Below are 24,332 nucleotides of genomic sequence, written 5' to 3'. Positions count from 1 at the left end.
TCATTTGAGACGCAGGCGGGTGAGCTGCAATCTGCAGCCACACAGCAGCCCAAGTCTAGTCCCAAGGAGTTTCAGATGAGCAAGATTCTTGTGATCCATGCCAGCCCACGCGGTGACCGTTCGCACTCACGGCGCCTCGCGGAAAGTTTTCTCCGTGCCTGGCAGGCGCGCCATCCACAAGCACAAGTCACCCGCCGTGAAGTCGGGCGGGCGCTGATCCCGGCAGTCAACGAGGCTTTCGTAGCGGCGGCGTTTCACTCGGAGCCCGAAGCCCGGTCGCTGTCGATGCAAGCCGATCTGGCGCTCAGCGATCAACTGGTCAACGAATTGCTCGACAACGACCTGCTGCTGATTTCCACGCCGATGTACAACTTCAGCGTGCCCAGCGGCCTCAAGGCCTGGGTCGATCAGATCGTGCGGCTGGGTCTGACTTTCGATCACACGCTGGACAACGGGATCGCCCAGTACACGCCGCTGTTGCGGGGCAAGAAAGCCTTGATCGTCACCAGTCGCGGCGGCTTCGGTTTCGGTCCGGGTGGTGAGCTGGAAGCGCTGAACCACGCCGATCCATGGCTGCGTACCGCGCTGGGTTTCGTCGGCATCAATGACGTTACGGTGGTCGCGGCCGAGGGCGAAGAGTCTGCCGAGCGCACCTTTGCGGTGTCGGTGGCCGAGGCCGAGCAGCGCTTGCTCGACCTCGCCCGGGAGTTCTAGATGGCCTGGTTGTTCCTGCTGATCGCTGCGGGGTTCGAGGTGACTTTTGCGATGGGCATGAAGTACGCCGAAGGCTTCACTCGGCCGTGGCCTTCGCTGATCACCGTGATCGCGGCAGTCGGCGGGATCTGGTTCCTGACCCTGGCCATGCGTGATTTGCCGGTTAGCATCGCTTATCCGATCTGGACCGCCATTGGCTCGCTGGGCACGGTGTTTCTCGGCTTTGCCCTGCTTGGCGAGAGCCTGACGCTGGTCAAACTGCTGTCGGTCGGCCTGATTGTGGCGGGGGTGGTGGGGCTGAAGTAGGCTGCTCATCGAGTTGTCATCATCAGCAAGGATGCTTGGCGGGCGTTTTGCACGCCTTGCAGCCACTCACTGATCACAAGGATGTCTGCCCATGTCGACGCGTTATCCACTGGTGCTGGTGCCGGGCATGCTCGGGTTTATCCGGCTGATCCTGTATCCGTACTGGTACGGGATCATCAAGGCGTTGCGCCGTGGTGGTGCGACGGTGATTGCCGTGCAGGTTTCGCCGCTCCATTCGACCGAGGTGCGCGGCGAGCAATTGCTTGAACGAATCAACGAGATTCTGGCTGAAACCGGCGCGAGCAAGGTCAATCTGTTCGGCCATAGCCAAGGCTCATTGACCGCGCGTTATGCAGCGGCGAAACGCCCGGATCTGGTGGCGTCGGTGACCTCGGTGGCCGGCCCCAACCACGGTTCGGAACTGGCCGACTATCTGCAAAAGCACTATCCGGCGGACAGTGCCAGAGGACGTCTCCTTGAGGCGCTGCTGCGCTTTGTCGGCTGGCTGATGGCTTTGCTCGAGACGGGTTATCACGGGCCGAAACTGCCGGTGGATATCCACGCCTCGCACCAGTCGCTGACCACTGAGGGCGTGGCGCTGTTCAATCAGCGTTATCCACAGGGCTTGCCGCAAACCTGGGGCGGGCACGGGCCGGAGGAGGTCAACGGCGTGCGTTATTACTCATGGTCGGGAACGTTGCAGCCGGGCAAGACTGATCGAGGCGGCAACCTGTTTGACGGGACTAATCGCAGCTGTCGCCTATTTGCGAAAACCTTTGTGCGGGAACCGGGGCAGTGCGACGGAATGGTCGGGCGCTACAGCTCGCATCTGGGCACGGTGATTGGCGATGACTATCCGCTGGATCATTTCGACATTGTTAACCAGTCGTTGGGGCTGGTCGGCAAGGGGGCTGATCCGGTACGGCTGTTTGTCGAGCATGCAGCCCGACTCAAAGCAGCCGGGCTGTAAATGGCTTCTGTGGTGAGGGGATTTATCCCCGATGGGCTGCGCAGCAGCCCCACTCTTAACTTCAACAGCGGGGGACGCTTCGCGCCCCATCGGGGATAAATCCCCTCACCACAGTGCCAGCATCAGGCGATGCTGGTTCGACAGCCCAACACGGTGGTCCAGCGCTCGGAAAGAATCACCCCGCCCAAGGTCAGCAATCCGCCGACCAAGTGATACATCGCCAGTTGTTCCTTCAGCACCACCGCCGCAATCAGTGCCGTGATCAACGGCAGCAGATTGAAGAATAGCGTCGTCCGGCTCGGCCCCAGGCGCTGTACCGCTTGCATCCACGCCAGCGGCGCGAGCATCGAGGCCAGCAGACACGCGTACAGCACCAGCGGAATGTTCTGCAGCGTCAGACCGGTTTTCGGTGAAGTGGCGTACAGCGGAAACAACACCACAATCGCCACCAGTACCTGCAAATACAGCAACACCAGCGGCGGTAAGCGCAGCTGCCATTTTTTCAGCAAGGTGCTGTAGATCGCATAGGCCAGGGTCGCGATCAGCATCATCGCGTCACCCATGTTCACGCCGTGTTGCAGCAACGCACTGAGGCTGCCGGACGACACCACCACCAGCACGCCGGCGAACGACAGCACGGCGCCAAACAAGGCGCCAGCGGTCAGGCGCTGACCGAGGCTGACGATCGCCATGGCCAGCGACATCAACGGCATCAACGAGAGGATGATGCCCATGTTCGTCGCAGTGGTCAGGGTCGCGGCGAAGTAGGCGAGACTTTGATAGACCGCCATGCCGAGTACGCCGAGGATGAAAATCTTGCCGAGGTTCGGGCGAATCTGCGGCCAGTGCGCAATCACCGCTTTAAGCATGAAAGGTGTGAACAGCAAACCGGCGAGCAGCCAGCGGTAGAAACCGATCTCGGCGGGGAAAATCGCACCGACCGCGAGTTTGTTGATCACGGTGTTGCCGGCCCAGATAAAAATCGCCAGCAGTGGAAAAGCGTATTGCATGCGTTGAAACCAGTACGTTGATGAAGCGTGATTATCCCTTGTCTGGATGCAGGCCTATACTTCGAACCGGACAACCTGCCTCTGAAACCGGACAGCATGAACAGTAAACACATCGATCTGCTGGATTTCAGCGAACTGCCGTCGGCGGTGTATTTCCGTTACGCCGATTTCAACGCCCACGAATTTGCGGCACCGCACCGTCATCCGTGGGGCACGCTGGAGTACGCCGCCCACGGTGTGCTGCACATGGACGTCGATGGCAGCCGCTTCATGTCGCCGCCGCAATACGCTGTGTGGGTGCCGCCGCAGGTCGAGCACAGTTTCTACAGCCGTCAACCGGTCAACTATCGGGCGGTGTGTCTTGATCCGAAGGTATGCACCGAGTTGCCGGATCGGGCCTGTACGCTGGCAATCAGCGACATCCTCAAGGCAATTCTCAAGGACTTCGCCGCCCGCGATGTGAAGATCCCCGAACTCGATGCCGATCAACGTCTGGCCCAAGTGTTGGTCGACCAACTGCAGCAGGCCCCTGTGCATGAATGTTATCTGCCCTATGCGAACAGCCCCGGCCTGCTGAAGATTCTCGAAACCTTGCAGGCCGAGCCTGGCAATAATCAGCCGCTGGCACATTGGGCGATGCAGGTGCACGTCAGTGAACGCACGCTGGCACGGCAATTCGTGCGGGAGCTGGGGATGAGTTTCGGCGAGTGGCGCCAGCGTTTGCGTTATCTCGCCGCGATCGAGGCGCTGGAAACTGCACGCAGCGTGCAGGAAATCGCTTTTGACCTTGGCTACAGCAGCGGCTCGGCGTTTATCGCCATGTTTGCCCGTCAGGCCGGATGCACGCCGGAGCAGTACCGCCGCAGCCACCTCGAAGGCAGGAAGATGTAACAAGACTTGGCTACACTCCTGCAGAGGCCGCTTCCATCGATGCGGCGACAAGGAGAAAACTCCATGAAGATGTTGCGTGTCCCTTTGTTGATGATTGGTTTGCTCCTGTGTTCCCAGGGTTTCGCCGCCACGGCGCAACAAAACAAAATGACCACCTGCAATGCTGATGCGACCGCCAAGAGCCTCAAGGGCGATGAGCGCAAAACCTTCATGAGCACCTGCCTGAAAGCGGCGCCAGCGGCCAACGATGCCAAGACCCTGACCCCGCAGCAGCAGAAAATGACCACCTGTAACGCCGATGCGAAAACCAAAGCGCTGACCGGCGATGCGCGCAAGGCGTTCATGAGTGATTGCCTGAAGAAAAAGTGATTCCCTGATCTTGTGGTGAGCCTGCCGGCTTCATCGCGAGCAGGCTCACTCCTACAGGGGAACGCATTTCAAGTGTAGGAGTGAGCCTGCTCGCGATGGCGGCGGCTAGAGTGCCGCCAATCTCAAACACTGCATATTTCTAGTGCTCACCCCGGATCGCTGGCAGACTGCCAATCCTTTTACGCCGTTCGTTTTGAGGCTGTATGCCAACGTTTTCTGAGCGTCATGTAGTGTTCTGGGTCAGTTGCATCATCATTTTCGGCGGTTTGCTGCTGGTGCTGCCATTGCGCTTGTTGCCCAGTCTGTTGGCCGGGTTGTTGGTCTTCGAGCTGGTCAACATGCTCACCCCACAACTGCAACGCCTGATCGAAGGGCGTCGCGCGCGTTGGCTGGCGGTGGCGCTACTGGGCACGCTGGTGGTCAGTGTGCTGGCACTGATCTTCGCCGGGGCGATCAGTTTCCTCCTGCACGAGGCGGAAAATCCCGGGGCTTCCCTCGACAAATTCATGGGCGTGGTTGATCGCGCGCGCGGTCAGTTGCCGCCGTTCATCGACGCCTATCTACCGGCCAGCGCTGGTGAGTTTCGTGTAGCAATCGGCGAATGGCTGAGCAAGCATCTCTCCGAGTTGCAACTGGTCGGCAAGGACGCGGCGCACATGTTCGTGACGCTGCTGATCGGCATGGTGCTCGGCGCGATCATCGCGTTGCAGCGGGTGCCGGACGTGACCAAGCGCAAACCGCTGGCGGCGGCGCTGTTCGACCGTCTGCACCTGCTGGTTCAAGCGTTTCGCAATATCGTTTTCGCGCAGATCAAGATCGCCCTGCTCAACACCTTCTTCACCGGGATCTTCCTCGCGGTGATCCTGCCGATGTTCGGGGTCAAGCTGCCGTTGACCAAAACCCTGATCGTCCTGACCTTCCTGCTCGGTCTGCTGCCGGTGATCGGTAATCTGATTTCCAACACGCTGATCACTATCGTCGGGCTTTCGCTATCGATCTGGGTGGCCGTTGCGGCGTTGGGTTATCTGATTGTTATCCACAAGCTCGAATACTTCCTCAACGCGCGCATTGTCGGCGGGCAGATCAGTGCCAAGTCGTGGGAGTTGCTGCTGGCGATGCTGGTGTTCGAGGCCGCGTTCGGCCTGCCAGGGGTGGTGGCGGGGCCGATTTATTACGCGTATCTGAAGAGTGAGTTGAAGCTGGGCGGAATGGTGTAAGGCTCGGGGATGTGTGGCAGGTCATGACTGTGGCGAGGGGATTTATCCCCGATGGGTCGCGAAGCGGCCCCTCTCTTGATGTAAAGGGCTGGGCCTGCTGCGCAGTCCATCGGGGATAAATCCCCTCGCCACAGAGATTGTGATCAGGCCATCGAACCGTAGCGTTTCATCGCTTCAATCGCCAGACCGCTGCCGATGCTGCCGAAGATATTGCCTTCAACATGCCGCGCATTCGGCAGCATCGCCGAAACGCTGTTGCGCAGCGCCGGAATCCCGCTCGAACCGCCGGTGAAGAACACCGTATCGACTTGATCGACAGCGACACCGGCATCGTTCAACAACTGCGTAACGCTGCCGCGCACCCGCTCCAGCAGTGCATCAATTGCCGACTCAAACAGCGCCCGACTCAGTTCCACGCTCAACCCGGGCTCGATGCGATCCAGCGGCACATGACGGCTGTCAGTGTGGGTCAGCTGAATCTTGGTTTCTTCGACTTCCATCGCCAGCCAATGCCCGGCGCGTTGTTCGATCAACTTGAACAGGCGATCGATGCCGCCAGTGTCCTCGATGTCGTAGCGCATGCTGCCCAGCGCCAGGCTGGATTTCTGCGAGTACACCGAGTTGATGGTGTGCCAGGTCGCCAGGTTCATGTGGTGGCTGGTCGGCATGTAGGCGCCGCTCTTCATGCGGCTGCCGTAGCCGAACAGCGGCATCAGGCCCTGCAGGCTCAGTTGCTTGTCGAAGTCGGTCCCGCCGATGTGCACACCGCCGGTGGCGAGGATGTCGTCGTGACGGTTGTCGTGCATGCGACGCTCGGGCGACAGGCGCACCAGCGAGAAGTCGGACGTACCACCGCCGATGTCGACGATCAGTACCAGTTCTTCTTTCTCGATGGTCGACTCGTAGTCGAAGGCCGCCGCAATCGGTTCGTATTGGAACGAGACTTCCTTGAAACCGATCTTCTTCGCCACATCGACCAAGGTGTCTTCGGCTTCCTGGTCAGCCAGCGGATCGTCATCGACGAAAAACACCGGGCGACCCAGTACCACTTGTTCGAATTCCCGACCGGCGGCGGTTTCGGCGCGGCTCTTCAACTGGCCGATGAACAGGCCGAGCAAGTCCTTGAACGGCATCGCCGTGCCGAGCACGCTGGTGTCGTGCTTGATCAGCTTGGAACCGAGCAGGCTCTTGAGCGAGCGCATCAGGCGGCCTTCGTAGCCTTCCAGATACTCGTGCAGCGCCAGGCGACCGTACACCGGACGGCGTTCCTCGATGTTGAAGAAGACTACCGACGGCAGGGTGATCTTGTCGTCTTCCAGCGCGATCATCGTTTCCATGCCGGGGCGCAGCCAGCCGACGGTGGAGTTGGACGTGCCGAAGTCGATGCCGCAGGCACGGGCTGGAGAGGCGTCTTTCATGTCTTTCGGTTCCGGTCAAAAAAACGGCCGCGCAGTGTATGTCAGTGCGCGCCAGATTCGAAGGCCGGTCATCAGCTATTTCGCGACTAGACTGGGTTGAAAGCGCGGACTTTGCCCCAAACTTGCTGGCATGGGCCGGCAGAACCACCGGCGGTCGCAAGAACCGCCGTCCACTGCCGATAAACTTCTGCTGCGCCACCCGGTCACAACCTTGAGATCGGTCAACCTGGCGTGCGCACATTGGCGCATGCTGGCATCGGCGCGAAATCGATAACGGATGGTGATTCCTTCAATGGACTTCAAAGACTATTACAAGATACTCGGCGTGGAGCCGACGGCTGACGACAAGGCGATCAAGGCGGCCTATCGCAAGCTGGCGCGCAAATACCACCCCGATGTCAGCAAGGAAAAAGACGCCGAGGCCAAGTTCAAGGATGCCTCGGAGGCCTATGAAGCGCTGAAAAGCGCCGACAAACGCGCCGAATACGACGAACTGCGCCGCTACGGCCAGCACGGTCAGCCATTCCAGGGGCCACCGGGCTGGCAGAGCCGTGGCGGTTTTGGCGGCGGCGGTGGTGACACCGGCGACTTCTCGGACTTTTTCAGTTCGATCTTCGGCAATCGCGGCCCCGGTTTCGGTGGCGGCGAAGGTCGGCAACAACGCAGTGCAGGGCGCCGAGGGCAAGACGTGGAAATGGAACTGCCGATCTTCCTCGAAGAGACGCTGTCGAACGAGTCGAAGAAAGTCACCTTCCAGGTGCCGCAATACAACGCCAACGGCCAGCACGTCAGCAATACCAGCAAGAGCCTGAACGTGAAGATTCCGGCCGGTGTGACCGACGGCGAGCGCATCCGCCTCAAAGGCCAGGGCGCACCGGGCATTGGTGGCGGGGCGAATGGCGATCTGTACCTGACCATTCGTTTTGCGCCACACCCGAAATTCGATGTCGAAGGCGAGAACCTGATCATCACGCTGCCGCTGGCACCGTGGGAACTGGCGCTGGGCGCTGAAGTCGCCGTACCGACCCTGACCGGCAAGATCAACCTCAAGGTCCCGGCCGGCAGTCAGAACGGCCAGCGCATGCGCGCCAAGGGTCATGGTCTGAAAAACAAGGCGGGCGAGCGCGGTTACCTGTTCGTGCAACTCAAAGCCGTGATGCCAAAAGCGTCCGACGATGAGGTCAAGGCGCTGTGGCAGGAACTGGCGAAGAAAGCTGCGTTCAATCCGCGAGAGAACTTCTGAACCCGACGACGGAGTAGCCCATCATGAGCAGCCCCCTGATCGTTCAACTGGACATGGCAGAATTCTGTGAGGCGGCCGATTTATCGGACGTCTACGTGATCGAAATCGTCGAACACGGCATCCTCGAACCTCAGGGCAAGCAGCCCCGGGAATGGCGTTTCACCGATTACGAACTGGCCCTGGCCAAGCGCGCCGCGAAGCTGCGGCGCGATCTGGATCTGGAGTGGGAAGGCGTCGCGCTGGCGCTGGATTTGCTGGAAGAGGTGCGCGAACTGCGTGCTGAAAACCTCATGTTGCGCCAGCGATTGGGGCGGCTGGTGGTTGAGTAGTCCGTCTGAAGGTTTTGTGGGGGCTGATCTGGCCCTATCGCGAGCAGGCTCACTCCTACACTGGATCGGCGTACGCAGGCTCTTGTAGGAGTGAGCCTGCTCGCGATGAACGCTGACGCGGTATGACAGACAGAAAAGCAAAAGGCCCCGAGGGGCCTTTTTTGTTGTCAGAACAAAAAGTACCGCTGTGCCATCGGCAATACCTCTGCCGGCTCACACCACAGCAACACGCCATCGGCTTTCACCTGATAGGTCTGCGGATCAACATCGATGTCCGGTAGATAGTCGTTGTGGATCAGATCGGTTTTCTGCACCTCGCGGCAACCTTTGACCACGGCGATTTTCTTCTTCAGCCCCAGAGTTTCCGGCAGGCCCGCTTCCTGCGCGGCCTGGCTGATGAAGGTCAGGCTGGTGGCATGCAGCGAGCCACCGTAGCTGGCGAACATCGGCCGGTAGTGCACCGGTTGCGGCGTTGGAATCGAGGCATTGGCATCACCCATCAGGCTTGCGGCAATGGCGCCGCCCTTGAGAATCAACGTCGGTTTGACGCCGAAAAATGCCGGGCGCCACAGCACCAGATCGGCCCACTTACCCACTTCGATCGAACCGACTTCGTGGCTGATGCCATGGGTGATTGCCGGGTTGATCGTGTATTTGGCGATGTAACGTTTGGCGCGGAAGTTGTCGTTGCCTTCGCCGTCCTGCGGCAGCGGGCCGCGCTGTTTTTTCATCTTGTCGGCGGTCTGCCAGGTGCGCGTGATGACTTCGCCGACTCGGCCCATGGCCTGGCTGTCGGAGCTGATCATCGAGAAGGCGCCGAGGTCGTGAAGGATGTCTTCGGCGGCAATCGTTTCGCGGCGGATGCGGCTTTCGGCGAACGCGACGTCTTCGGCGATGCTTGGGTCGAGGTGATGGCAGACCATCAGCATGTCGAGGTGTTCGTCGATGGTGTTGCGGGTGAACGGTCGGGTCGGGTTGGTCGAACTCGGCAATACGTTGGGGAAACCGCAGGCCTTGATAATGTCCGGCGCATGACCGCCGCCAGCGCCTTCGGTGTGATAGGTGTGGATGGTACGGCCCTTGAACGCACCGAGGGTGGTTTCGACGAATCCGGACTCGTTGAGGGTGTCGGTGTGGATCGCCACCTGCACGTCGTACTGGTCGGCGACGCTGAGGCAGTTGTCGATGCTTGCCGGGGTGGTGCCCCAGTCTTCGTGGAGCTTGAGGCCAATGGCGCCGGCCTTGACCTGCTCGATCAATGGCTCCGACAGGCTGGCGTTGCCCTTGCCGGTGAGGCCGATGTTCATCGGGAAGGCATCGGCGGCCTGCAGCATGCGCGCCAGGTGCCACGGGCCGGACGTGCACGTCGTCGCGTTGGTGCCAGTGGCAGGCCCGGTGCCGCCGCCGATCATGGTGGTGACGCCGCTCATCAACGCTTCTTCGATCTGCTGCGGGCAGATGAAGTGGATGTGTGTGTCGATGCCGCCGGCAGTGAGGATCATGCCTTCACCGGCGATCACTTCGGTGCTGGCGCCGATAGCGATGGTCACGCCGGGCTGCACGTCCGGGTTGCCGGCCTTGCCGATGGCGGCGATGCGCCCGTCCTTGAGGCCGACGTCGGCCTTGACGATGCCCCAGTGGTCGATGATCAGTGCGTTGGTGATCAGTGTGTCGACGACTTCGGCGGCCAGTAACTGGCTCTGGCCCTGACCGTCGCGGATCACTTTGCCGCCACCGAATTTCACTTCTTCGCCGTAGGTGGTGAAGTCTTTTTCGACTTCGATCCACAGTTCGGTGTCGGCCAGGCGCACCTTGTCGCCGACGGTGGGGCCGAACATGTCGGCGTAGGCTTGTCTTGAGATTTTCATGTGCTTGCCTTGGGATTCAATTGTTTTTGAGACCGCTCGCATAGCTCGCTATCGCAGCCTCGCTGCGCTCGACAGCTCCTACAGTCAGTGATCGGCTCAAGACTGTATGACCTCTGTAGGAGCTGCCGAAGGCTGCGATCTTTTTGGGTTCACATCGGTGTCAGTCGAGGTCACCCATCACTCGTCCGGCAAAGCCGAACACCCGCCGGTGCCCGGCGTAATCGACCAGTTCAACCTCGCGGCTCTGGCCCGGTTCAAAGCGCACCGCCGTGCCCGCCGGAATGTTCAGGCGCATGCCGCGACTGGCTGCGCGATCAAAGGTCAGCGCGTCGTTGGTTTCGAAAAAGTGATAGTGCGACCCCACCTGAATCGGCCGGTCGCCGCTGTTGGCGACTTTCAGGCTGACGGTGCGGCGGCCGACGTTGAGCTCGATGTCGCCGGGCTGGATCTGGTACTCGCCAGGAATCATCACTGGGCTCCTTGCAGAATCTTGTAATAGAGGGCGGTCGGTCGATACGTGCCAGTTGGATCGCAGGCGTAGTCGGGGATTTCACCGGCGCGGGTGTAACCCAGGGCCTTGTAGAAGTCTTCGGCGGGCGAGCCGGCTTCGGTGTCGAGGTAGAGCATGCCGCGCTTGTGTTTGGGGGCCTCCTGCTCCAGCGCCTGCATCAGTTGCTGACCGAGACCGCGACGCCGGGCGTGTTCGCGCACCAGCAGCTTTTGCACCTCGGCGCGATTGAGGCCGTTGGACTTCTGGCACAGGCCCAGTTGCACACTGGCCAGTACCTGTTCGTCCTTGACCACCACCCAGAGCAACACGCTGCCCTTGTTCACTTGCTGTTGCACGTCATCGAAATAGGCACGGGCCTGAGCGGCATCGAGGTCGGCCATGAAGCCGACGCTGGCGCCATATCCCACCGCGTCGAGCAGCAGGTCGATCAGGCCCTGACGATAGTGCGCAAAACTTTCGGCGTTGACGCGGCGCAATTGGGCGGCGTTCATCGGTGTCACTCCTTGTTGGCGTCAGGCGGCTCCGCGCCAGGGTTGAGGGTCAGTTGCATGAAGGTCAGGTCAAGCCAGCGGCCGAATTTGGTGCCGACTTGCGGCATCTGCCCGGTGATGACAAATCCGGCGCGCTCATGCAGACGAATCGAGGCGGCATTCCCGCTTTCGATGGCGGCGACCATGACGTGTTTGCCGCCAGTCTTCGCCCGTTCGATCAGTACGGTCATCAGTTGCGGGCCGAGGCCATTGCCGCGCTGGTCGCTGCGCACGTAGACCGAATGCTCGACGGTGTGGCGGAAACCGTCGAATGGCCGCCAGTCACCGTAGGAAGCGTAGCCGAGCACGCTGTTGTCGCTGTCGACGATCACCAGGATCGGATAGGCCTGCGCCTGGCGGGCACTGAACCACGCCTGACGATTGCCGAGGTCGACGGCAGACTCGTTCCAGATCGCCGTGGTGTTGAACACGGCATCGTTGTAGATGTCACGGATCGCCGGCAGGTCGGCGTGGACGGCATGGCGAATGGAGTAAGTCATGGCGCGGCCTCAGACGATCGGTTGGTGGACAGTGACCAGTTTGGTGCCGTCGGGGAACGTCGCTTCGACCTGGATCTCCGGGATCATTTCCGGGATGCCTTCCATCACTTGCTCGCGACTCAGCAGGGTGGTGCCGAAGTGCATCAGCTCGGCCACGGTCTGGCCGTCACGGGCGCCTTCGAGCAGCGCGGCGGAGATATAGGCCATGGCTTCCGGGTAGTTGAGCTTCACGCCACGGGCCAGGCGCCGTTCGGCGACGAGGCCGGCGGTGAAGATCAGCAGCTTGTCTTTTTCGCGTGGGGTCAGGTCCATCGTTTGAAATCCATAGTCGGCAGGCAGAAGTTATCAAGTCGTTCACTGACTGTAGGAGCTGCCGAAGGCTGCGATCTTTTGATGTTGATTTTCACAAGCAAGATCAACAGATCGCAGCCTTCGGCAACTCCTACAGGGGAATGCATTTCAGGTATTCCAGATTCGTGGGGGCTGAGCCTCGCGGCCGAGCAGGGCCGGGCGCAGCAGGCGCCACAGGTCGATCAGCCAGCCCCGCGCCAACAGCGCTTCACTCGCCAGGCAGCGGGCGATCAACAACCCCGGCAACTGGGTCAGATCGCCGCGTACTTCATGATTCAGCGAGCGGCAGCGCTCCAGCAGTTCAGCATCAATTTCACCGGTCACCAGCAGCGTCGCAAACACCGGGTGACCATCCAGACCAATCGGCGAATCGAGCAAACCGTCATTCCCGACAATGCGCTGGCGTTCATGCCAGAGCAATCGACCGTCGCGGCGAATATCCAGATGCGCCTGGAAATGCCCGAGGTCGAACCGTTCACCACTGGCCGGGCGACCCAGCGCCACCACGTCCCAGTAGAACAGCCGGGCGTCACCTTCCAGATCAATCGAGGTGCTCAGTTCGGCCTGGGCGGCGCTGTAGACGATGGTCTCTTGCGGCAGCCATTCCAGTGTCGCGCCGGCAGCGATGTGCAAGTCGAGCTTCTGATAAGCAGGCCCTGCGGCGCGATACCACTTGGCTGCGCCGGGGCTGGTGATCTGCGCCCAGGCGTCCTGTTCTACCCGCGCGCTGATGTCCAGTCGGTCGCCGCCGGCAATCCCGCCCGGTGGGTGGACGATGATGTGTTGGCAGACTTCGGGGCCTTCGGCGTACAGATGCTTCTGTACCCGCAGCGGGCCGAGGTGTCGACGCATGACCGGGCGCGTGCAATCGCCGAAACGGGCGTAGGCCAGTTCCAGCTCGGCGTGCCAGCTCGGGGTAAACAGGGCAGGTGAAACAGTCGAATTCATGGTTTGTAATTATCGTTAGGAAGCTACAGATTAGTTCGTTGTACTAGATCGTTACCAGCCCGCGCACACCTTCGGCCTCCATATTTTCACCGCGCCCCTGCTGCACGATCTCGCCCCGAGACATCACCAGGTATTGATCGGCCAGTTCAGCGGCGAAGTCGTAAAACTGTTCCACCAGCAGAATCGCCATGTCGCCGCGTGCCGCGAGCTGCTTGATCACCGCGCCGATCTCCTTGATCACCGAGGGTTGAATGCCTTCGGTGGGTTCGTCGAGGATCAGCAGACGTGGACGGCTGGCCAGTGCGCGGCCAATCGCCAGTTGCTGTTGTTGCCCTCCGGACAGATCGCCGCCGCGACGCTGCTTCATTTGTAGCAGTACCGGGAACAATTCGTAGATGAAACTTGGTACTTCTTTCGCTTCGCTACCGGGAAAGCGTGACAAACCCATCAGCAGATTTTCTTCCACGGTCAGCCGTCCGAAGATCTCTCGACCCTGCGGCACATAGGCGATTCCGGCGTGCACGCGCTGATGCGGCTTGAACGAAGTGATCGGTTTGCCTTCCCAATTCACCGCGCCTTCCTTGGCCGGCAACAGCCCCATCAGGCATTTGAGCAGCGTGGTCTTACCGACGCCGTTACGGCCGAGCAGGCAAGTGACTTCGCCGACCTTCACCTCAAAGCTGAGGCCGCGCAGGATGTGGCTACCGCCGTAATACTGATGCAGCTTGTCGACTTGCAGCATTCTCAAATTCTCCTCAAATCCTTCTGTAGGAGTGAGCCTGCTCGCGATAGCGGTGTGTCGTTCAACATTTGTTTGTCTGATATACCGCTATCGCGAGCAGGCTCACTCCTACAGTTTTGATAAGTGTTTGCAGTTCAGCGGCCTAAATAGACCTCGATCACTCGCTCATCGGCCTGCACCTGTTCCAGCGAACCTTCGGCCAGCACGCTGCCCTGGTGCAGCACGGTGACGTGGTCGGCAATCGAGCCGACAAAACCCATGTCATGTTCCACCACCATCAGCGAATGTTTGCCGGCCAGGCTCTTGAACAACTCGGCAGTGAACTCGGTTTCGGCGTCGGTCATGCCGGCCACCGGTTCGTCGAGCAGCAATAGTTGCGGGTCCTGCATCAGCAACATGCCGATTTCCAGAAACTGCTTTTGACCGTGGGACAATAGGCCCGCTGCACGATTGACCGACGTTGTCAGGCGAATGGTCTCCAGCACTTCGCTGATACGGTCTCGCTGCTCGCCGCTCAGGCGCGCACGCAAACTGGCCCAGACCGATTTGTCGGTCTTCTGCGCCAGTTCGAGATTTTCAAACACGCTCAGGGCTTCGAACACTGTCGGTTTCTGGAACTTGCGACCGATACCGGCCTGGGCGATCTGCACTTCGCTCATCTGCGTCAGGTCGAGGGTTTCGCCGAACCAGGCCTTGCCGTGACTTGGGCGAGTCTTGCCGGTAATCACGTCCATCAACGTGGTTTTGCCTGCGCCGTTGGGGCCGATGATGCAGCGCAGTTCGCCGACGCCGATGTACAGATTGAGGTTGTTCAAGGCGCGGAAGCCGTCGAAGCTGACGCTGATGTCCTCCAGGGTCAGGATCGTGCCGTGGCGGGTGTCGAGCCCCGGGCCGGCGCTTTGGCCGAGACCGATGGAGTCGCGACTGGTGCCGGCATCCTTGTTCGGTTCGACGGGGAAGAAGGCTGGCTCCAGCATGAATTCAGCGCTCGCTGTGACTCTCATTGCTCACCTCGTTTCTTCAGCAGGCCAATCACGCCTTTGGGCAGGTACAGCGTCACGACAATGAACAGCGCGCCAAGGAAGAACAGCCAGTATTCCGGGAAAGCCACGGTGAACCAGCTCTTCATACCGTTGACCACGCCGGCACCGAGCAACGGCCCGATCAAAGTGCCGCGACCGCCGAGGGCCACCCACACAGCGGCTTCGATGGAGTTGGTCGGTGACATTTCACTCGGGTTGATGATCCCGACCTGTGGCACGTACAGCGCCCCGGCCAGACCACACAACACCGCGCTCAAGACCCAGACGAACAGCTTGAAACCGCGTGGATCGTAGCCGCAGAACATCAAGCGGTTTTCCGCATCGCGCAGGGCCGTCAGCACCCGTCCGAACTTGCTCCGCGCCAGACGCCAGCCGATGAACAGACTCGCCACGAGCAGCAACACGGTCGCCAGAAACAGCACCGCGCGGGTGCCCGGTTCGGTGATGCCGAAACCAAGGATCGTGCGGAAATTGGTGAAGCCGTTGTTGCCGCCGAACCCGGTTTCGTTGCGGAAGAACAAGAGCATCCCGGCGAAGGTCAGGGCTTGGGTCATGATCGAGAAATACACGCCTTTGATCCGCGAACGGAAGGCGAAGAAACCGAACACCAGTGCGAGCAATCCCGGCGCCAGCACCACCAGACACATCGCCCAGACGAAGCTGCTGGTGCCGGTCCAGTACCACGGCAATTCGCTCCAGGACAGGAAGGTCATGAACGCCGGCAAGCCGTCACCGGCGGCCTGACGCATCAGGTACATGCCCATCGCATACCCGCCGAGCGCGAAGAACACGCCGTGGCCCAGCGACAGCAGACCGGCGTATCCCCAGACCAGATCCAGCGCGAGGGCGACGATGGCATAGCAGAGGATTTTGCCGACCAGCGTCAAGGTGTAGGCCGAGACATGCAGGGCACTTTCTGCGGGTAACAACGACAGCAACGGCAGGGCAATCAGCAGGGCGAGAATCACCCCACCCACGGCCATCGTGACTTTCGGCCCGGCCTTTTGTGTGGCCGTGACTAACAGGGGCTGGTTCATCAGTCGATCACCCGTCCTTTCAGTGCGAAGAGGCCTTGCGGACGTTTCTGGATAAACAGAATGATCAGCGCGAGGATCAGGATCTTGCCGAGCACCGCACCGATCTGCGGTTCAAGAATCTTGTTGGCGATACCGAGACCGAACGCGGCGAGCACGCTGCCGGCCAGTTGACCGACGCCGCCAAGTACCACCACCAGGAACGAGTCGATGATGTAGCTCTGACCGAGGTCCGGGCCGACGTTACCGATCTGGCTCAGCGCCACACCACCAAGGCCGGCGATGCCCGAACCGAGGCCGAACGCGAGCATGTCGACGCGTCCGGTGGGTACGCCGCAGCAGGCGGCCATGTTGCGGTTCTGGGTGACCGCGCGGACGTTAAGGCCGAGGCGAGTCTTGTTCAGCAGCAACCAGGTCAGCACCACCACAAACAAGGCGAAAGCGATGATGACGATGCGGTTGTACGGCAGCACCAGGTTCGGCAACACCTGAATCCCGCCGGACAGCCACGCCGGGTTCGCCACTTCGACGTTCTGCGCGCCGAACAACAAACGGACAAGCTGAATCAACATCAGGCTGATGCCCCAGGTGGCGAGCAGGGTTTCCAGTGGGCGGCCGTAGAGGTGACGAATCACCGTGCGCTCCAGCGCCATGCCGATCGCCGCGGTGACGAAAAACGCCACCGGCAAGGCGATCAGCGGATAGAACTCGATCGCCTGCGGTGCATAACGCTGGAACATCAGTTGCACCACATACGTCGAGTAGGCGCCGAGCATCAGCATCTCGCCGTGGGCCATGTTGATCACCCCGAGCAGGCCGAAGGTGATCGCCAGACCGAGCGCCGCGAGCAGCAGAATCGAACCGAGCGACATGCCGCTGAAGGCTTGACCAAGGATCTCGCCGATCAGCAGTTTGCGTTTGACTTGGGCGAGGCTGGTTTCGGCGGCGGTGCGCACATTGGCGTCGGTTTCGACGCCGGGTTCGAGCAAACCTTCGAGGCGCGTACGTGCCAGTGGATCGCCGGTTTCGCCAAGCAGACGCACGGCGGCGAGGCGCACCGATGGGTCGCTGTCGACCAGTTGCAGATTGGCCAGCGCCAGGCTCAGGGCGGCGTGAACGCTTTGATCTTTTTCGCCAGCCAGTTGCTGGTCGAGGAATTTCAGCTGCGCGGGTTTCGCGCTTTTCTGCAATTGCTGCGCAGCACTCAGACGGATTTTGGCGTCGACGGCGAGCAATTGGTGGCTGGCCATGGCGGTGTCGATCAGACCCCGCAGGCGGTTGTTCAGACGCAGGGTTTTGGGTTGGCCGTCGACGGTCAATTCGCCTTGTTGCAGGGCGTTGATCAGTTCGATACGGGCCGGATCGGGCTGCGCGGCCCAGGCTTCGAGCAGTTTTGCCTGCTGCACGGGATTGGCCGCGACGAAGTCTTCGGCATCTCCGGCGTGGGCCAGCATCGGCAACAACAGTGCAATGGCGAGAAGCAAACGGTAGATGGCAGTGGGCATAGTCAGTCGCCTTGACGCGGACATTGTGGGAGCGAGCCTTTGTGGGGAGGGGATTTATCCCCGATCGGCTGCGAAGCAGTCGCAAAATCAGTCGATGCGATCAATCTGAGACACCGCGACTGCTGGATTTGGGGCTGCTACGCAACCCATCGGGGATAAATCCCCTCGCCACAAAGGCTCGCTCCTACAGGGGATTGTGTCGGACTGAAAAAACGTATCAGTCCGACAGCCAGTGGCTCAGTTGCTCTTCACCGCATAATCCGGCTTCTTGTCGTTGCCATCGATAAACGGGCTCCAAGGCTGCGCACGGATCGGGCCTTCGGTCTGCCACACCACGTTGAACTGACCATCGGCCTGGATCTCGCCGATCATCACCGGTTTGTGCAGGTGGTGATTGGTCTTGTCCATGGTCAGCGTGTAGCCCGACGGCGCGGCGAAGGTCTGGCCGGCGAGGGCTTCGCGGACTTTGTCGACGTCGGTGGACTTGGCTTTCTCCACCGCTTGCGCCCACATGTGGATGCCGACATACGTGGCTTCCATCGGGTCGTTGGTCACGGCTTTGTCGGCGCCCGGCAGGTTGTGTTTCTTCGCGTAGGCTTTCCAGTCAGCGACGAATTTCTTGTTCTGCGGGTTCTCCACCGACTCGAAGTAGTTCCACGCTGCGAGGTTGCCCACCAGCGGTTTGGTGTCGATGCCGCGCAGTTCTTCTTCACCGACGGAGAACGCCACGACTGGAACGTCGGTGGCTTTCAGGCCCTGGTTGGCCAGCTCTTTATAGAACGGCACGTTGGAGTCGCCGTTGACGGTGGAAATAACGGCTGTCTTGCCGCCAGCGGAGAATTTCTTGATGTTGGCGACGATGGTTTGATAGTCGCTGTGACCGAACGGGGTGTAGACCTCTTCGATGTCCTTGTCGGCCACGCCTTTGGAATGCAGGAACGAACGCAGGATCTTGTTGGTGGTGCGCGGGTAGACGTAGTCGGTGCCGAGCAGGAAGTAGCGCTTGGCGCTGCCGCCTTCTTCGCTCATCAGGTATTCAACCGCCGGGATCGCTTGCTGGTTCGGCGCGGCGCCGGTGTAGAAGACGTTCGGCGACATCTCTTCGCCTTCGTACTGCACCGGGTAGAACAGCAGACCGTTGAGCTCTTCGAACACCGGCAACACCGATTTACGCGACACCGACGTCCAGCAGCCGAACACCACGGCGACCTTGTCCTGAGTCAGTAACTGCCGGCCCTTTTCAGCGAACAGCGGCCAGTTCGACGCCGGGTCGACCACCACCGGCTCGAGCATCTTGCCGTTGACGCCGCCCTTGGCGTTGATCTCGTCGATGGTCATCAGCGCCATGTCCTTGAGCGACGTTTCAGAGATCGCCATGGTGCCGGACAACGAATGCAGGATACCGACCTTGATGGTCTCGGCGGCCTGGACAGTCCAGGTCATGCCCATCGCGGCAATGGATGCCGTGAGTGTGAAAGCCTTGATCAAACTGCGACGCTTCATTGTGCGATCTCCATGAACGTTAAAGTTTTTTATGGTTGGCAGATGCGGACGACTGAAGCTGTGTTTTGCAAGGGCTGTGCCCGGTCGGGGATGGGCAGGAAAACGTCGGTTTAGAGCGGTTGTGCGTGGTCGCGATGCACCATGAAGGAACGCTCGTGGAGCGTTGGTGCAGGCGGCCGCGCCAGATTGGGGCGCAACCGATCCCTGTAGGAGGGGAGAGGGTGTGGCTTAGCGGCGGCGCATCAGGCCGATGAAAAACAGACCGCCGATGGCAGCAGTGGCGACGCCGATGGGCAGGTCTTCGGGGGCGATCATCGTGCGAGCGGCGACGTCGACCCAGATCAGAAACACACTGCCCAGCAACACGCACGCCGGCAGCAATCGCCGGTGCTCGGCACCCACCAGGCGCCGCGCAATGTGCGGCACCATCAGCCCGACAAAACCGATCGAGCCGCTGATCGACACCAGCACACCGGTCATCAACGAGGCGATGACAAAGACCCGCAAGCGCACCGAGCGAGCATTCAGACCGAGGGTGACGGCGGTCTGTTCGCCGGCCATCAGCGCGTTCAATGGGCGGGCCATGCCCAGCAGCAAGAGCAACCCGAGCAGCACGCTCGCTGCCGGCACCGCGAGCAATTCCCAACGTGCCAGACCGAGGCCGCCGAGCATCCAGAACATCACCGCTGAACTGGCGCGATGGTCGCCCATGAACAACAGCAGATTGGCGATCGCCATCATCACGAACGACACCGCCACACCGCACAACAACAGGCGGTCACTGTCGAGCCGGCCATGTCGACTGGCAATCGCCAGCACCACCAACATGCTCAGCAGGGCGCCGATGAATGCGGCAATCGGCAAGGTCAGCAGGCCGATGATTTCGCCGACATGCAACACCACGATCACCGCGCCCAATGTCGCCCCCGACGTAACGCCAAGCAGATGAGGATCGGCCAGAGGATTGCGCGTCACCGCTTGCAACACCGCGCCGATCAGCGCCAGTCCGGCGCCCACCAGCGCGCCAAGCAACATGCGCGGCACGCGGATCAGCCAGACGATGTGTTCCTGCCCGGCGCTCCAGTCGACCTCGCCAATGCCAAAAGCCTTGTGCAGCAAAATCCGCCACACCACGTCCACTGGCACCCGCGCAGGACCGAAGCCGAGCGACACCACGCACGACACCAGCAACACGGCGCCGAGGGCGATCAGCAACAGGGCGTAGCGACGGTTGATCATTCGCCGTGGAAACCTTTGGCCAGTGTTTCCACCGCCAGTACGTTGTCGATCCCCGGGGTGGCCTGCACATACGGAATGACGATGAAGCGCTGGTTCTTGATCGCGTCCACCGATTGCAGGGCTTTGTTGTTCAGCAGAAATTCAATCTTCTGCTCGGCAGTGATTTCGCTGTAGTCGACGATGACGATGACCTGCGGATTATGCTCGACCACGGTCTCCCAGTTGACCCGCGTCCAGCTCGCGTCGACGTCGTCGAGAATATTGCGCCCGCCAGCGGCATCGATCAGCGCCTGTGGCATGCCGAGGCGGCCGGAGGTCATGGCGCGGTCTTCGCCGCTGTCATAGAGGAAAACCCGCGGCTTGGCGGCGGGCAGGTCTTTGCGCACTGCGGCGACTTGCGCCTGCATCTGGGCGATCAGCGCATTGGCGCGGTCCTGCACGTCGAAGATTTTGCCGAGGTTGCGCAGATCGTTGTAGGTGTCGTCCAGCGTCGCCGCCGGGCGCTTCATCACGAACGCGCAGGACTCGGTCAACTCATACACGTTGATGCCCAGCGGTTGCAGGGTTTGCGGGGTGAGATCGCCGCCGACGCGCATGCCGTAATCCCAACCGGCGAAGAAGAAGTCGACGTTGGCATTGAGCAGGGTTTCCACCGACGGATATTTCGCTGCCAGCTCCGGCAGACCGTCGAGCAGCGACTGCATTTCGGGTGTCACCGACTTCCAGCCACTGACGCCGCTGTAACCGGCCATTCGCGACTTGAGGCCGAGGGCGAGCATCATCTGGGTCATGTTGATGTCGTGGCTGACTGCGTGTTTCGGCGCTGCCTTGAAGGTCACTTCGCGATTGCAACTTTGAATGGTCAGCGGGTACTTCGTGGCCTCGGCCAAGGCCTGGGCACTGCACAACAAAAGAGCGACGCAAAGCAGGGAACGCACAGTCATGGTCGGGTTATCCAGGTGATTCGCGGGTAGCTGTGAATGGGGTGGGAGTCGATCAATGCCTCGACGCCGAAAACGTCGCGCAGCAGTTCGGTGGTGAGGACTTCTCGAGGTGTGCCGCTGGCGACGATGCGACCGTGGTTGATCACATAGAGTCGGTCGCAGAAGGCGGCCGCGAGGTTCAGGTCGTGAATGCTGGCCAGCGTGCCGATCTGCAGGCGTTTGACCAGTTGCAGCAGTTCGAGCTGATAGCGCGGGTCGAGGTGGTTGGTCGGCTCGTCGAGGATCAGCAGTTGCGGTTGCTGGGTCAGGGCGCGGGCAAGAATCACACGCTGTTTTTCGCCGCCGGAAAGGGTCGCGAAAGCGTGGTCTTCGAAGCCTTCGAGGCCTACCGATTTGAGTGCCTGGGTCGCGATGTTGCGGTCCTCGAGGGTTTCGCCATCGAACAGACCTTTGTGCGGTGTGCGGCCCATGGCGACGACTTCTTCGACGGTCAGGCCAAAGGCATCGGGGAACTCCTGCAAGACCACGGCGATGCGTTGCGCACACCAACGCGATGACTGCTTCCACACGTTGTAGTGATCGAGACTGACCTCGCCGTGCTCGGGCTGGCTGAAGCGGTAGGCGCAGCGCAACAGGCTGGTCTTGCCGCTGCCGTTGGGACCGATCAGCCCGACGAATTCACCGGCAGCCACTTGCAAGGAGGCGTCACGCAGCTGGAACTGGTGATGGCAGTGGCCGTGGCCCAAGGGCGTCCAGGCGAGGTTGGCGAGGGTCAGTGAAGTCATTACTTTCCTGATTTCAGTAAATCATTTGTGGCGAGGGGATTTATCCCCGATCGGCGTCGAAGCCGTCGTAAATCGATGAATACGGTCTTCTGATAAACCGTGATTACAGGTTTGGGACCGCTGCGCGGTCCATCGGGGATAAATCCCCTCGCCACAAGAGTGTTTCCGCTTTTAAAAGGTGTAATCAGCGGTGACGAAGAATGATCTCGGCTCGCCGAGTATCCACTGCTGGCCCTCATTGTATTGGCTTTGTGCGTACTGGCGGTCAAACAGATTGTTCACCTGCAAGCCCAGCGTGGTGTTGCGCAAGGCTTTCCACGACAGGGTCGCATCGACCACGGTGTAACTCGGCAGCTCATTGCGGTTGGCCATGTCGGCGTAACGCGCATCGACATAACGCACACCCGCACCGGCCTTCAGGTCATCGCTGAGGTTTTTGTTCAGCCACAGATTCGCGGTCCGACGCGGCACATCCACCGGGCGGTTGCCGTTGTACGACAGGGTCTGTCCGTTCACTACTTCGGAGAAATCGTCGTACCTGGCTTTGACAATCGCCGCGTTGGCTTGCAGTTGCCAGGCGTGTGGCAGTTGCAGATCGAGGCTCGCTTCCAGGCCGTTGGACGACTGCTGGCCGACCTGCTGCTTGAGCGTCGGGTTGCCCGGATCGTCCGTCAGCAGTTTCTTTTTGACGATGCGATAGGCCGCCAGCGTGAACTCGCCGCGCTGATCCCAGAACATTTGTTTGAGGCCGATCTCTGTCTGGCGGGCCGTCGACAAATCGTACTGCTGCTGATTCGGGCTCAGGGAAATCAAGCCACCGATGCCATCGGTGCTGGTCGCCATCTGGCCGTAGAACGACGTCTGCGGCGTCAACGCAAACACCAGACCGGCCTTCCAGTTATTCCCGGTCAGGGTCTTGTCGCTTTGGCTGCCATCGGTCAAATCATTGCGGTCCACGTGCACGTAATCACGGCGCACGCCGGTTACCAACGACCAGCGCTCACTCAGTTGCGTGCGGTTTTCGGCAAATACCGACATCTGTTTGGTGGTGCTGTCGAACTGGTCGCGGTACGGATTGCTGCTCTCGAAATAACCTGGTTGCGGCTGATGCAGATCCAGCGGTTGGCCATTCGGCAACACGTCGTTGAACGGCGAATTGCTGTCGAGCTGGAAACGAATGCGGTTGTAATCGACACCGGTCACGGTCTGGCTGTCGAGGCCGAACAGCGAGTGCTTGAAGGTGAACGTCTGGCGGTCGCCGACCTGCTCCTGTTTGTGGCCGATGCCGAAGTAACCGCTGCGGCTCAGCTGTTGCGTGTCGGCATTGAAGTTGTAGTTCTCGGCGTTCTGCCAACGACGCTGGGCCTTGAGGTAGTACAGCTCATTGCTGGCGCTGACCGAATCGTTGATCTGCCAATCGCTGGTCAGGCGTGTCCACTGATCGTTGTAGTGCTGCTTGTCGTCGCGCACGTTGTAATTCTTGTTGCGCAGACTGTCCTTGAGTTGGCCGTTGATCAGCGGTGTGCCGAAGTAATTCTGCGGGCGCTGGTCGCCATAGTCATGGGCTAGGATGAAGGCCAGATCATCAGTGGCCTGCCAGCGCAGCGCGGCACTGATGAAGTCGCTGGAGGAATCGCCGCGATCAATCCAGCCGTTGCTGCGCATACGATTGAGGTTGAGGCGATAGCTCAGGGTATCGGTCAGCGAGCCACCGCTGTCGAAGGCCTGCTGCTGGCGGTCGTATGAGCCGTAACCGACGCGCACATGGTTTTCGATCTCGCCTGCGAACGGCTTTTTCGGGATCACGTTGACCACTGCGCCGGTCGCGCCTTCGCCGTACAGCACCGAGGCCGGGCCGCGCAGCACATCGACGCGCTCCACCGACCAGGTGTCGACCGGGAAGGTGACCGTGCCCATGCCGGTGTACATCCGGTTGCCGTCATACAACTGCATCACCGAACTCTGCCCGGTAAAGCCCCGTGCCTGTAACGACGTGCCGCCATCGCCCGGTGTGCCGGTGCGGCTGATGCCGGTGCTGCGCGATACGGCGTCCTGCACGCTTAGATCGCCACGGGCGCGGACCTGCTCGCCGCTGAGGCTTTCGACGCTGGCCGGGGTTTCCATGGCCGTCAGGTTCAGGCGCGACCCGGCGCTGGTCGGCGTGGTCAGGCTGACGGTTTCCTCGTCAACGGCCGGCGCAGTGATGTTGCCGGTGGGCAGGGTCAGCGGTTGGCTATCGGCATGGGCGCTGTTGATCACGAACAGGCAGAGGCTGGACAAGAGGTACTTGTTCATCGGGGCGGTGAATCACTTCTGCAAAAGAAAGCCCGCAGCTTTTGGCCGCGGGCAGAAGGGCAAATAA

General features: G+C 60.7%; 25 protein-coding genes. 8 read left to right on the top strand and 17 right to left on the bottom strand.

Going from position 1 to position 24,332, the window contains the following annotated elements:
• Positions 1-75 precede the first annotated feature (75 nt).
• From JFT86_RS03450 to JFT86_RS03440, 3 genes are all read left to right on the top strand, one after another.
• Positions 76-714 (top strand): NAD(P)H-dependent oxidoreductase, encoded by a 639-nt coding sequence (locus JFT86_RS03450; RefSeq protein WP_201232145.1) that lies wholly within the window; start codon positions 76-78, stop codon positions 712-714.
• On the top strand, positions 715-1,020 hold the full coding sequence (locus JFT86_RS03445) for a multidrug efflux SMR transporter (protein ID WP_201232146.1): 306 nt from the start codon (positions 715-717) through the stop codon (positions 1,018-1,020).
• 91 nt (positions 1,021-1,111) lie between these two features.
• On the top strand, positions 1,112-1,990 hold the full coding sequence (locus JFT86_RS03440) for a triacylglycerol lipase (protein WP_201235727.1): 879 nt from the start codon (positions 1,112-1,114) through the stop codon (positions 1,988-1,990).
• 122 nt (positions 1,991-2,112) lie between these two features.
• Here the strand turns inward: JFT86_RS03440 and JFT86_RS03435 are convergent, their stop codons facing one another.
• Positions 2,113-3,000 (bottom strand): DMT family transporter, encoded by an 888-nt coding sequence (locus JFT86_RS03435; protein WP_201235726.1) that lies wholly within the window; start codon positions 2,998-3,000, stop codon positions 2,113-2,115.
• A 96-nt stretch (positions 3,001-3,096) separates the two neighbouring features.
• Here JFT86_RS03435 and JFT86_RS03430 point away from each other — a divergent pair, with 96 nt between their 5' ends.
• The 3 genes from JFT86_RS03430 (at position 3,097) to JFT86_RS03420 (ending at position 5,477) form a co-directional block, all read left to right on the top strand.
• Positions 3,097-3,891 (top strand): helix-turn-helix transcriptional regulator, encoded by a 795-nt coding sequence (locus JFT86_RS03430; protein WP_201235725.1) that lies wholly within the window; start codon positions 3,097-3,099, stop codon positions 3,889-3,891.
• A gap of 63 nt (positions 3,892-3,954) precedes the next feature.
• Complete coding sequence (locus JFT86_RS03425; RefSeq protein WP_201235724.1) at positions 3,955-4,260, top strand: PsiF family protein; 306 nt, start codon at positions 3,955-3,957, stop codon at positions 4,258-4,260.
• A gap of 203 nt (positions 4,261-4,463) precedes the next feature.
• Positions 4,464-5,477: an AI-2E family transporter gene (locus JFT86_RS03420; protein WP_201230346.1), complete on the top strand. Its 1,014-nt coding sequence runs from the start codon at positions 4,464-4,466 to the stop codon at positions 5,475-5,477.
• Between the two features lie 143 nt (positions 5,478-5,620).
• Here JFT86_RS03420 and JFT86_RS03415 read toward each other — a convergent pair whose 3' ends face one another.
• Complete coding sequence (locus JFT86_RS03415) at positions 5,621-6,895, bottom strand: Hsp70 family protein (protein ID WP_201235723.1); 1,275 nt, start codon at positions 6,893-6,895, stop codon at positions 5,621-5,623.
• Positions 6,896-7,187: 292 nt separating this feature from the next.
• Between JFT86_RS03415 and JFT86_RS03410 the strand changes: the two genes are divergently transcribed.
• Positions 7,188-8,138, top strand: coding sequence for a DnaJ C-terminal domain-containing protein (locus JFT86_RS03410; RefSeq protein WP_201235722.1), 951 nt, complete (start codon positions 7,188-7,190; stop codon positions 8,136-8,138).
• A 23-nt stretch (positions 8,139-8,161) separates the two neighbouring features.
• Positions 8,162-8,467, top strand: a complete 306-nt coding sequence (locus tag JFT86_RS03405; protein WP_201235721.1) for a chaperone modulator CbpM — start codon at positions 8,162-8,164, stop codon at positions 8,465-8,467.
• A gap of 167 nt (positions 8,468-8,634) precedes the next feature.
• On the opposite strand, the gene ureC is transcribed toward JFT86_RS03405, so the two are convergent.
• From ureC to JFT86_RS03330, 15 genes are all read right to left on the bottom strand, one after another.
• A complete protein-coding gene (ureC, locus tag JFT86_RS03400) occupies positions 8,635-10,335 on the bottom strand; it encodes an urease subunit alpha (RefSeq protein ID WP_201235720.1) in 1,701 nt (566 codons plus the stop codon).
• Between the two features lie 160 nt (positions 10,336-10,495).
• On the bottom strand, positions 10,496-10,804 hold the full coding sequence (locus JFT86_RS03395; RefSeq protein WP_201235719.1) for an urease subunit beta: 309 nt from the start codon (positions 10,802-10,804) through the stop codon (positions 10,496-10,498).
• On the bottom strand, positions 10,804-11,337 hold the full coding sequence (locus JFT86_RS03390; protein WP_201235718.1) for a GNAT family N-acetyltransferase: 534 nt from the start codon (positions 11,335-11,337) through the stop codon (positions 10,804-10,806). The genes JFT86_RS03395 and JFT86_RS03390 overlap by 1 nt, the downstream gene beginning before the upstream one ends.
• Positions 11,338-11,342: 5 nt before the next feature.
• On the bottom strand, positions 11,343-11,876 hold the full coding sequence (locus tag JFT86_RS03385) for a GNAT family N-acetyltransferase (RefSeq protein WP_201235717.1): 534 nt from the start codon (positions 11,874-11,876) through the stop codon (positions 11,343-11,345).
• 9 nt (positions 11,877-11,885) lie between these two features.
• The gene (gene ureA, locus JFT86_RS03380) at positions 11,886-12,188 is read right to left on the bottom strand and encodes an urease subunit gamma (protein WP_007915951.1); all 303 of its coding nucleotides are present in this window, start codon (positions 12,186-12,188) and stop codon (positions 11,886-11,888) included.
• Positions 12,189-12,335: 147 nt separating this feature from the next.
• Complete coding sequence (locus tag JFT86_RS03375) at positions 12,336-13,175, bottom strand: urease accessory protein UreD (RefSeq protein ID WP_201235716.1); 840 nt, start codon at positions 13,173-13,175, stop codon at positions 12,336-12,338.
• Positions 13,176-13,218: 43 nt separating this feature from the next.
• Complete coding sequence (gene urtE / locus JFT86_RS03370) at positions 13,219-13,917, bottom strand: urea ABC transporter ATP-binding subunit UrtE (protein WP_201235715.1); 699 nt, start codon at positions 13,915-13,917, stop codon at positions 13,219-13,221.
• A gap of 134 nt (positions 13,918-14,051) precedes the next feature.
• Positions 14,052-14,921, bottom strand: coding sequence for an urea ABC transporter ATP-binding protein UrtD (urtD, locus tag JFT86_RS03365; protein WP_201235714.1), 870 nt, complete (start codon positions 14,919-14,921; stop codon positions 14,052-14,054).
• Positions 14,918-15,997 (bottom strand): urea ABC transporter permease subunit UrtC, encoded by a 1,080-nt coding sequence (urtC, locus tag JFT86_RS03360; protein WP_201235713.1) that lies wholly within the window; start codon positions 15,995-15,997, stop codon positions 14,918-14,920. The genes urtD and urtC overlap by 4 nt, the downstream gene beginning before the upstream one ends.
• The gene (gene urtB, locus JFT86_RS03355) at positions 15,997-17,499 is read right to left on the bottom strand and encodes an urea ABC transporter permease subunit UrtB (protein WP_201235712.1); all 1,503 of its coding nucleotides are present in this window, start codon (positions 17,497-17,499) and stop codon (positions 15,997-15,999) included. Before urtB ends, urtC begins: the two co-directional genes overlap by 1 nt.
• 237 nt (positions 17,500-17,736) lie before the next feature.
• Positions 17,737-19,002 carry an urea ABC transporter substrate-binding protein gene (gene urtA, locus JFT86_RS03350; RefSeq protein WP_201230385.1) on the bottom strand — a complete coding sequence of 422 codons (1,266 nt, stop codon included), beginning with the start codon at positions 19,000-19,002 and terminating at the stop codon, positions 17,737-17,739.
• Positions 19,003-19,230: 228 nt separating this feature from the next.
• Positions 19,231-20,241 (bottom strand): iron ABC transporter permease, encoded by a 1,011-nt coding sequence (locus JFT86_RS03345; RefSeq protein WP_201235711.1) that lies wholly within the window; start codon positions 20,239-20,241, stop codon positions 19,231-19,233.
• Entirely contained in the window at positions 20,238-21,185 is a 948-nt protein-coding gene (locus JFT86_RS03340; protein ID WP_201235710.1) for an ABC transporter substrate-binding protein, read from the bottom strand. Before JFT86_RS03340 ends, JFT86_RS03345 begins: the two co-directional genes overlap by 4 nt.
• A complete protein-coding gene (locus JFT86_RS03335; protein ID WP_201235709.1) occupies positions 21,182-21,970 on the bottom strand; it encodes an ABC transporter ATP-binding protein in 789 nt (262 codons plus the stop codon). The genes JFT86_RS03340 and JFT86_RS03335 overlap by 4 nt, the downstream gene beginning before the upstream one ends.
• 171 nt (positions 21,971-22,141) lie before the next feature.
• Positions 22,142-24,265 (bottom strand): TonB-dependent receptor, encoded by a 2,124-nt coding sequence (locus JFT86_RS03330; protein ID WP_201235708.1) that lies wholly within the window; start codon positions 24,263-24,265, stop codon positions 22,142-22,144.
• Between the last annotated feature and the right edge of the window lie 67 nt (positions 24,266-24,332).

The organism is Pseudomonas sp. TH06, assembly GCF_016651305.1.
GTDB lineage: Bacteria > Pseudomonadota > Gammaproteobacteria > Pseudomonadales > Pseudomonadaceae > Aquipseudomonas.
Note: the sequence above shows the minus strand (reverse complement) of the source record. Positions and strands in the feature narration are given on the sequence as shown.

Bases quoted from the DNA above. Each gene is read 5' to 3' on its own strand.
- urtA (WP_201230385.1), bottom strand. From the start codon at position 19,002: ATGAAGCGTCGCAGTTTGATCAAGGCTTTCACACTCACGGCATCCATT.
- JFT86_RS03330 (WP_201235708.1), bottom strand. From the start codon at position 24,265: ATGAACAAGTACCTCTTGTCCAGCCTCTGCCTGTTCGTGATCAACAGC.
- JFT86_RS03425 (WP_201235724.1), top strand. From the start codon at position 3,955: ATGAAGATGTTGCGTGTCCCTTTGTTGATGATTGGTTTGCTCCTGTGT.
- ureA (WP_007915951.1), bottom strand. From the start codon at position 12,188: ATGGACCTGACCCCACGCGAAAAAGACAAGCTGCTGATCTTCACCGCC.
- urtD (WP_201235714.1), bottom strand. From the start codon at position 14,921: ATGAGAGTCACAGCGAGCGCTGAATTCATGCTGGAGCCAGCCTTCTTC.
- JFT86_RS03435 (WP_201235726.1), bottom strand. From the start codon at position 3,000: ATGCAATACGCTTTTCCACTGCTGGCGATTTTTATCTGGGCCGGCAAC.
- JFT86_RS03420 (WP_201230346.1), top strand. From the start codon at position 4,464: ATGCCAACGTTTTCTGAGCGTCATGTAGTGTTCTGGGTCAGTTGCATC.
- JFT86_RS03385 (WP_201235717.1), bottom strand. From the start codon at position 11,876: ATGACTTACTCCATTCGCCATGCCGTCCACGCCGACCTGCCGGCGATC.
- JFT86_RS03415 (WP_201235723.1), bottom strand. From the start codon at position 6,895: ATGAAAGACGCCTCTCCAGCCCGTGCCTGCGGCATCGACTTCGGCACG.
- JFT86_RS03395 (WP_201235719.1), bottom strand. From the start codon at position 10,804: ATGATTCCTGGCGAGTACCAGATCCAGCCCGGCGACATCGAGCTCAAC.
- JFT86_RS03345 (WP_201235711.1), bottom strand. From the start codon at position 20,241: ATGATCAACCGTCGCTACGCCCTGTTGCTGATCGCCCTCGGCGCCGTG.
- ureC (WP_201235720.1), bottom strand. From the start codon at position 10,335: ATGAAAATCTCAAGACAAGCCTACGCCGACATGTTCGGCCCCACCGTC.
- urtB (WP_201235712.1), bottom strand. From the start codon at position 17,499: ATGCCCACTGCCATCTACCGTTTGCTTCTCGCCATTGCACTGTTGTTG.
- JFT86_RS03375 (WP_201235716.1), bottom strand. From the start codon at position 13,175: ATGAATTCGACTGTTTCACCTGCCCTGTTTACCCCGAGCTGGCACGCC.
- JFT86_RS03335 (WP_201235709.1), bottom strand. From the start codon at position 21,970: ATGACTTCACTGACCCTCGCCAACCTCGCCTGGACGCCCTTGGGCCAC.
- JFT86_RS03445 (WP_201232146.1), top strand. From the start codon at position 715: ATGGCCTGGTTGTTCCTGCTGATCGCTGCGGGGTTCGAGGTGACTTTT.
- urtE (WP_201235715.1), bottom strand. From the start codon at position 13,917: ATGCTGCAAGTCGACAAGCTGCATCAGTATTACGGCGGTAGCCACATC.
- JFT86_RS03450 (WP_201232145.1), top strand. From the start codon at position 76: ATGAGCAAGATTCTTGTGATCCATGCCAGCCCACGCGGTGACCGTTCG.
- JFT86_RS03405 (WP_201235721.1), top strand. From the start codon at position 8,162: ATGAGCAGCCCCCTGATCGTTCAACTGGACATGGCAGAATTCTGTGAG.
- urtC (WP_201235713.1), bottom strand. From the start codon at position 15,997: ATGAACCAGCCCCTGTTAGTCACGGCCACACAAAAGGCCGGGCCGAAA.
- JFT86_RS03430 (WP_201235725.1), top strand. From the start codon at position 3,097: ATGAACAGTAAACACATCGATCTGCTGGATTTCAGCGAACTGCCGTCG.
- JFT86_RS03410 (WP_201235722.1), top strand. From the start codon at position 7,188: ATGGACTTCAAAGACTATTACAAGATACTCGGCGTGGAGCCGACGGCT.
- JFT86_RS03390 (WP_201235718.1), bottom strand. From the start codon at position 11,337: ATGAACGCCGCCCAATTGCGCCGCGTCAACGCCGAAAGTTTTGCGCAC.
- JFT86_RS03440 (WP_201235727.1), top strand. From the start codon at position 1,112: ATGTCGACGCGTTATCCACTGGTGCTGGTGCCGGGCATGCTCGGGTTT.
- JFT86_RS03340 (WP_201235710.1), bottom strand. From the start codon at position 21,185: ATGACTGTGCGTTCCCTGCTTTGCGTCGCTCTTTTGTTGTGCAGTGCC.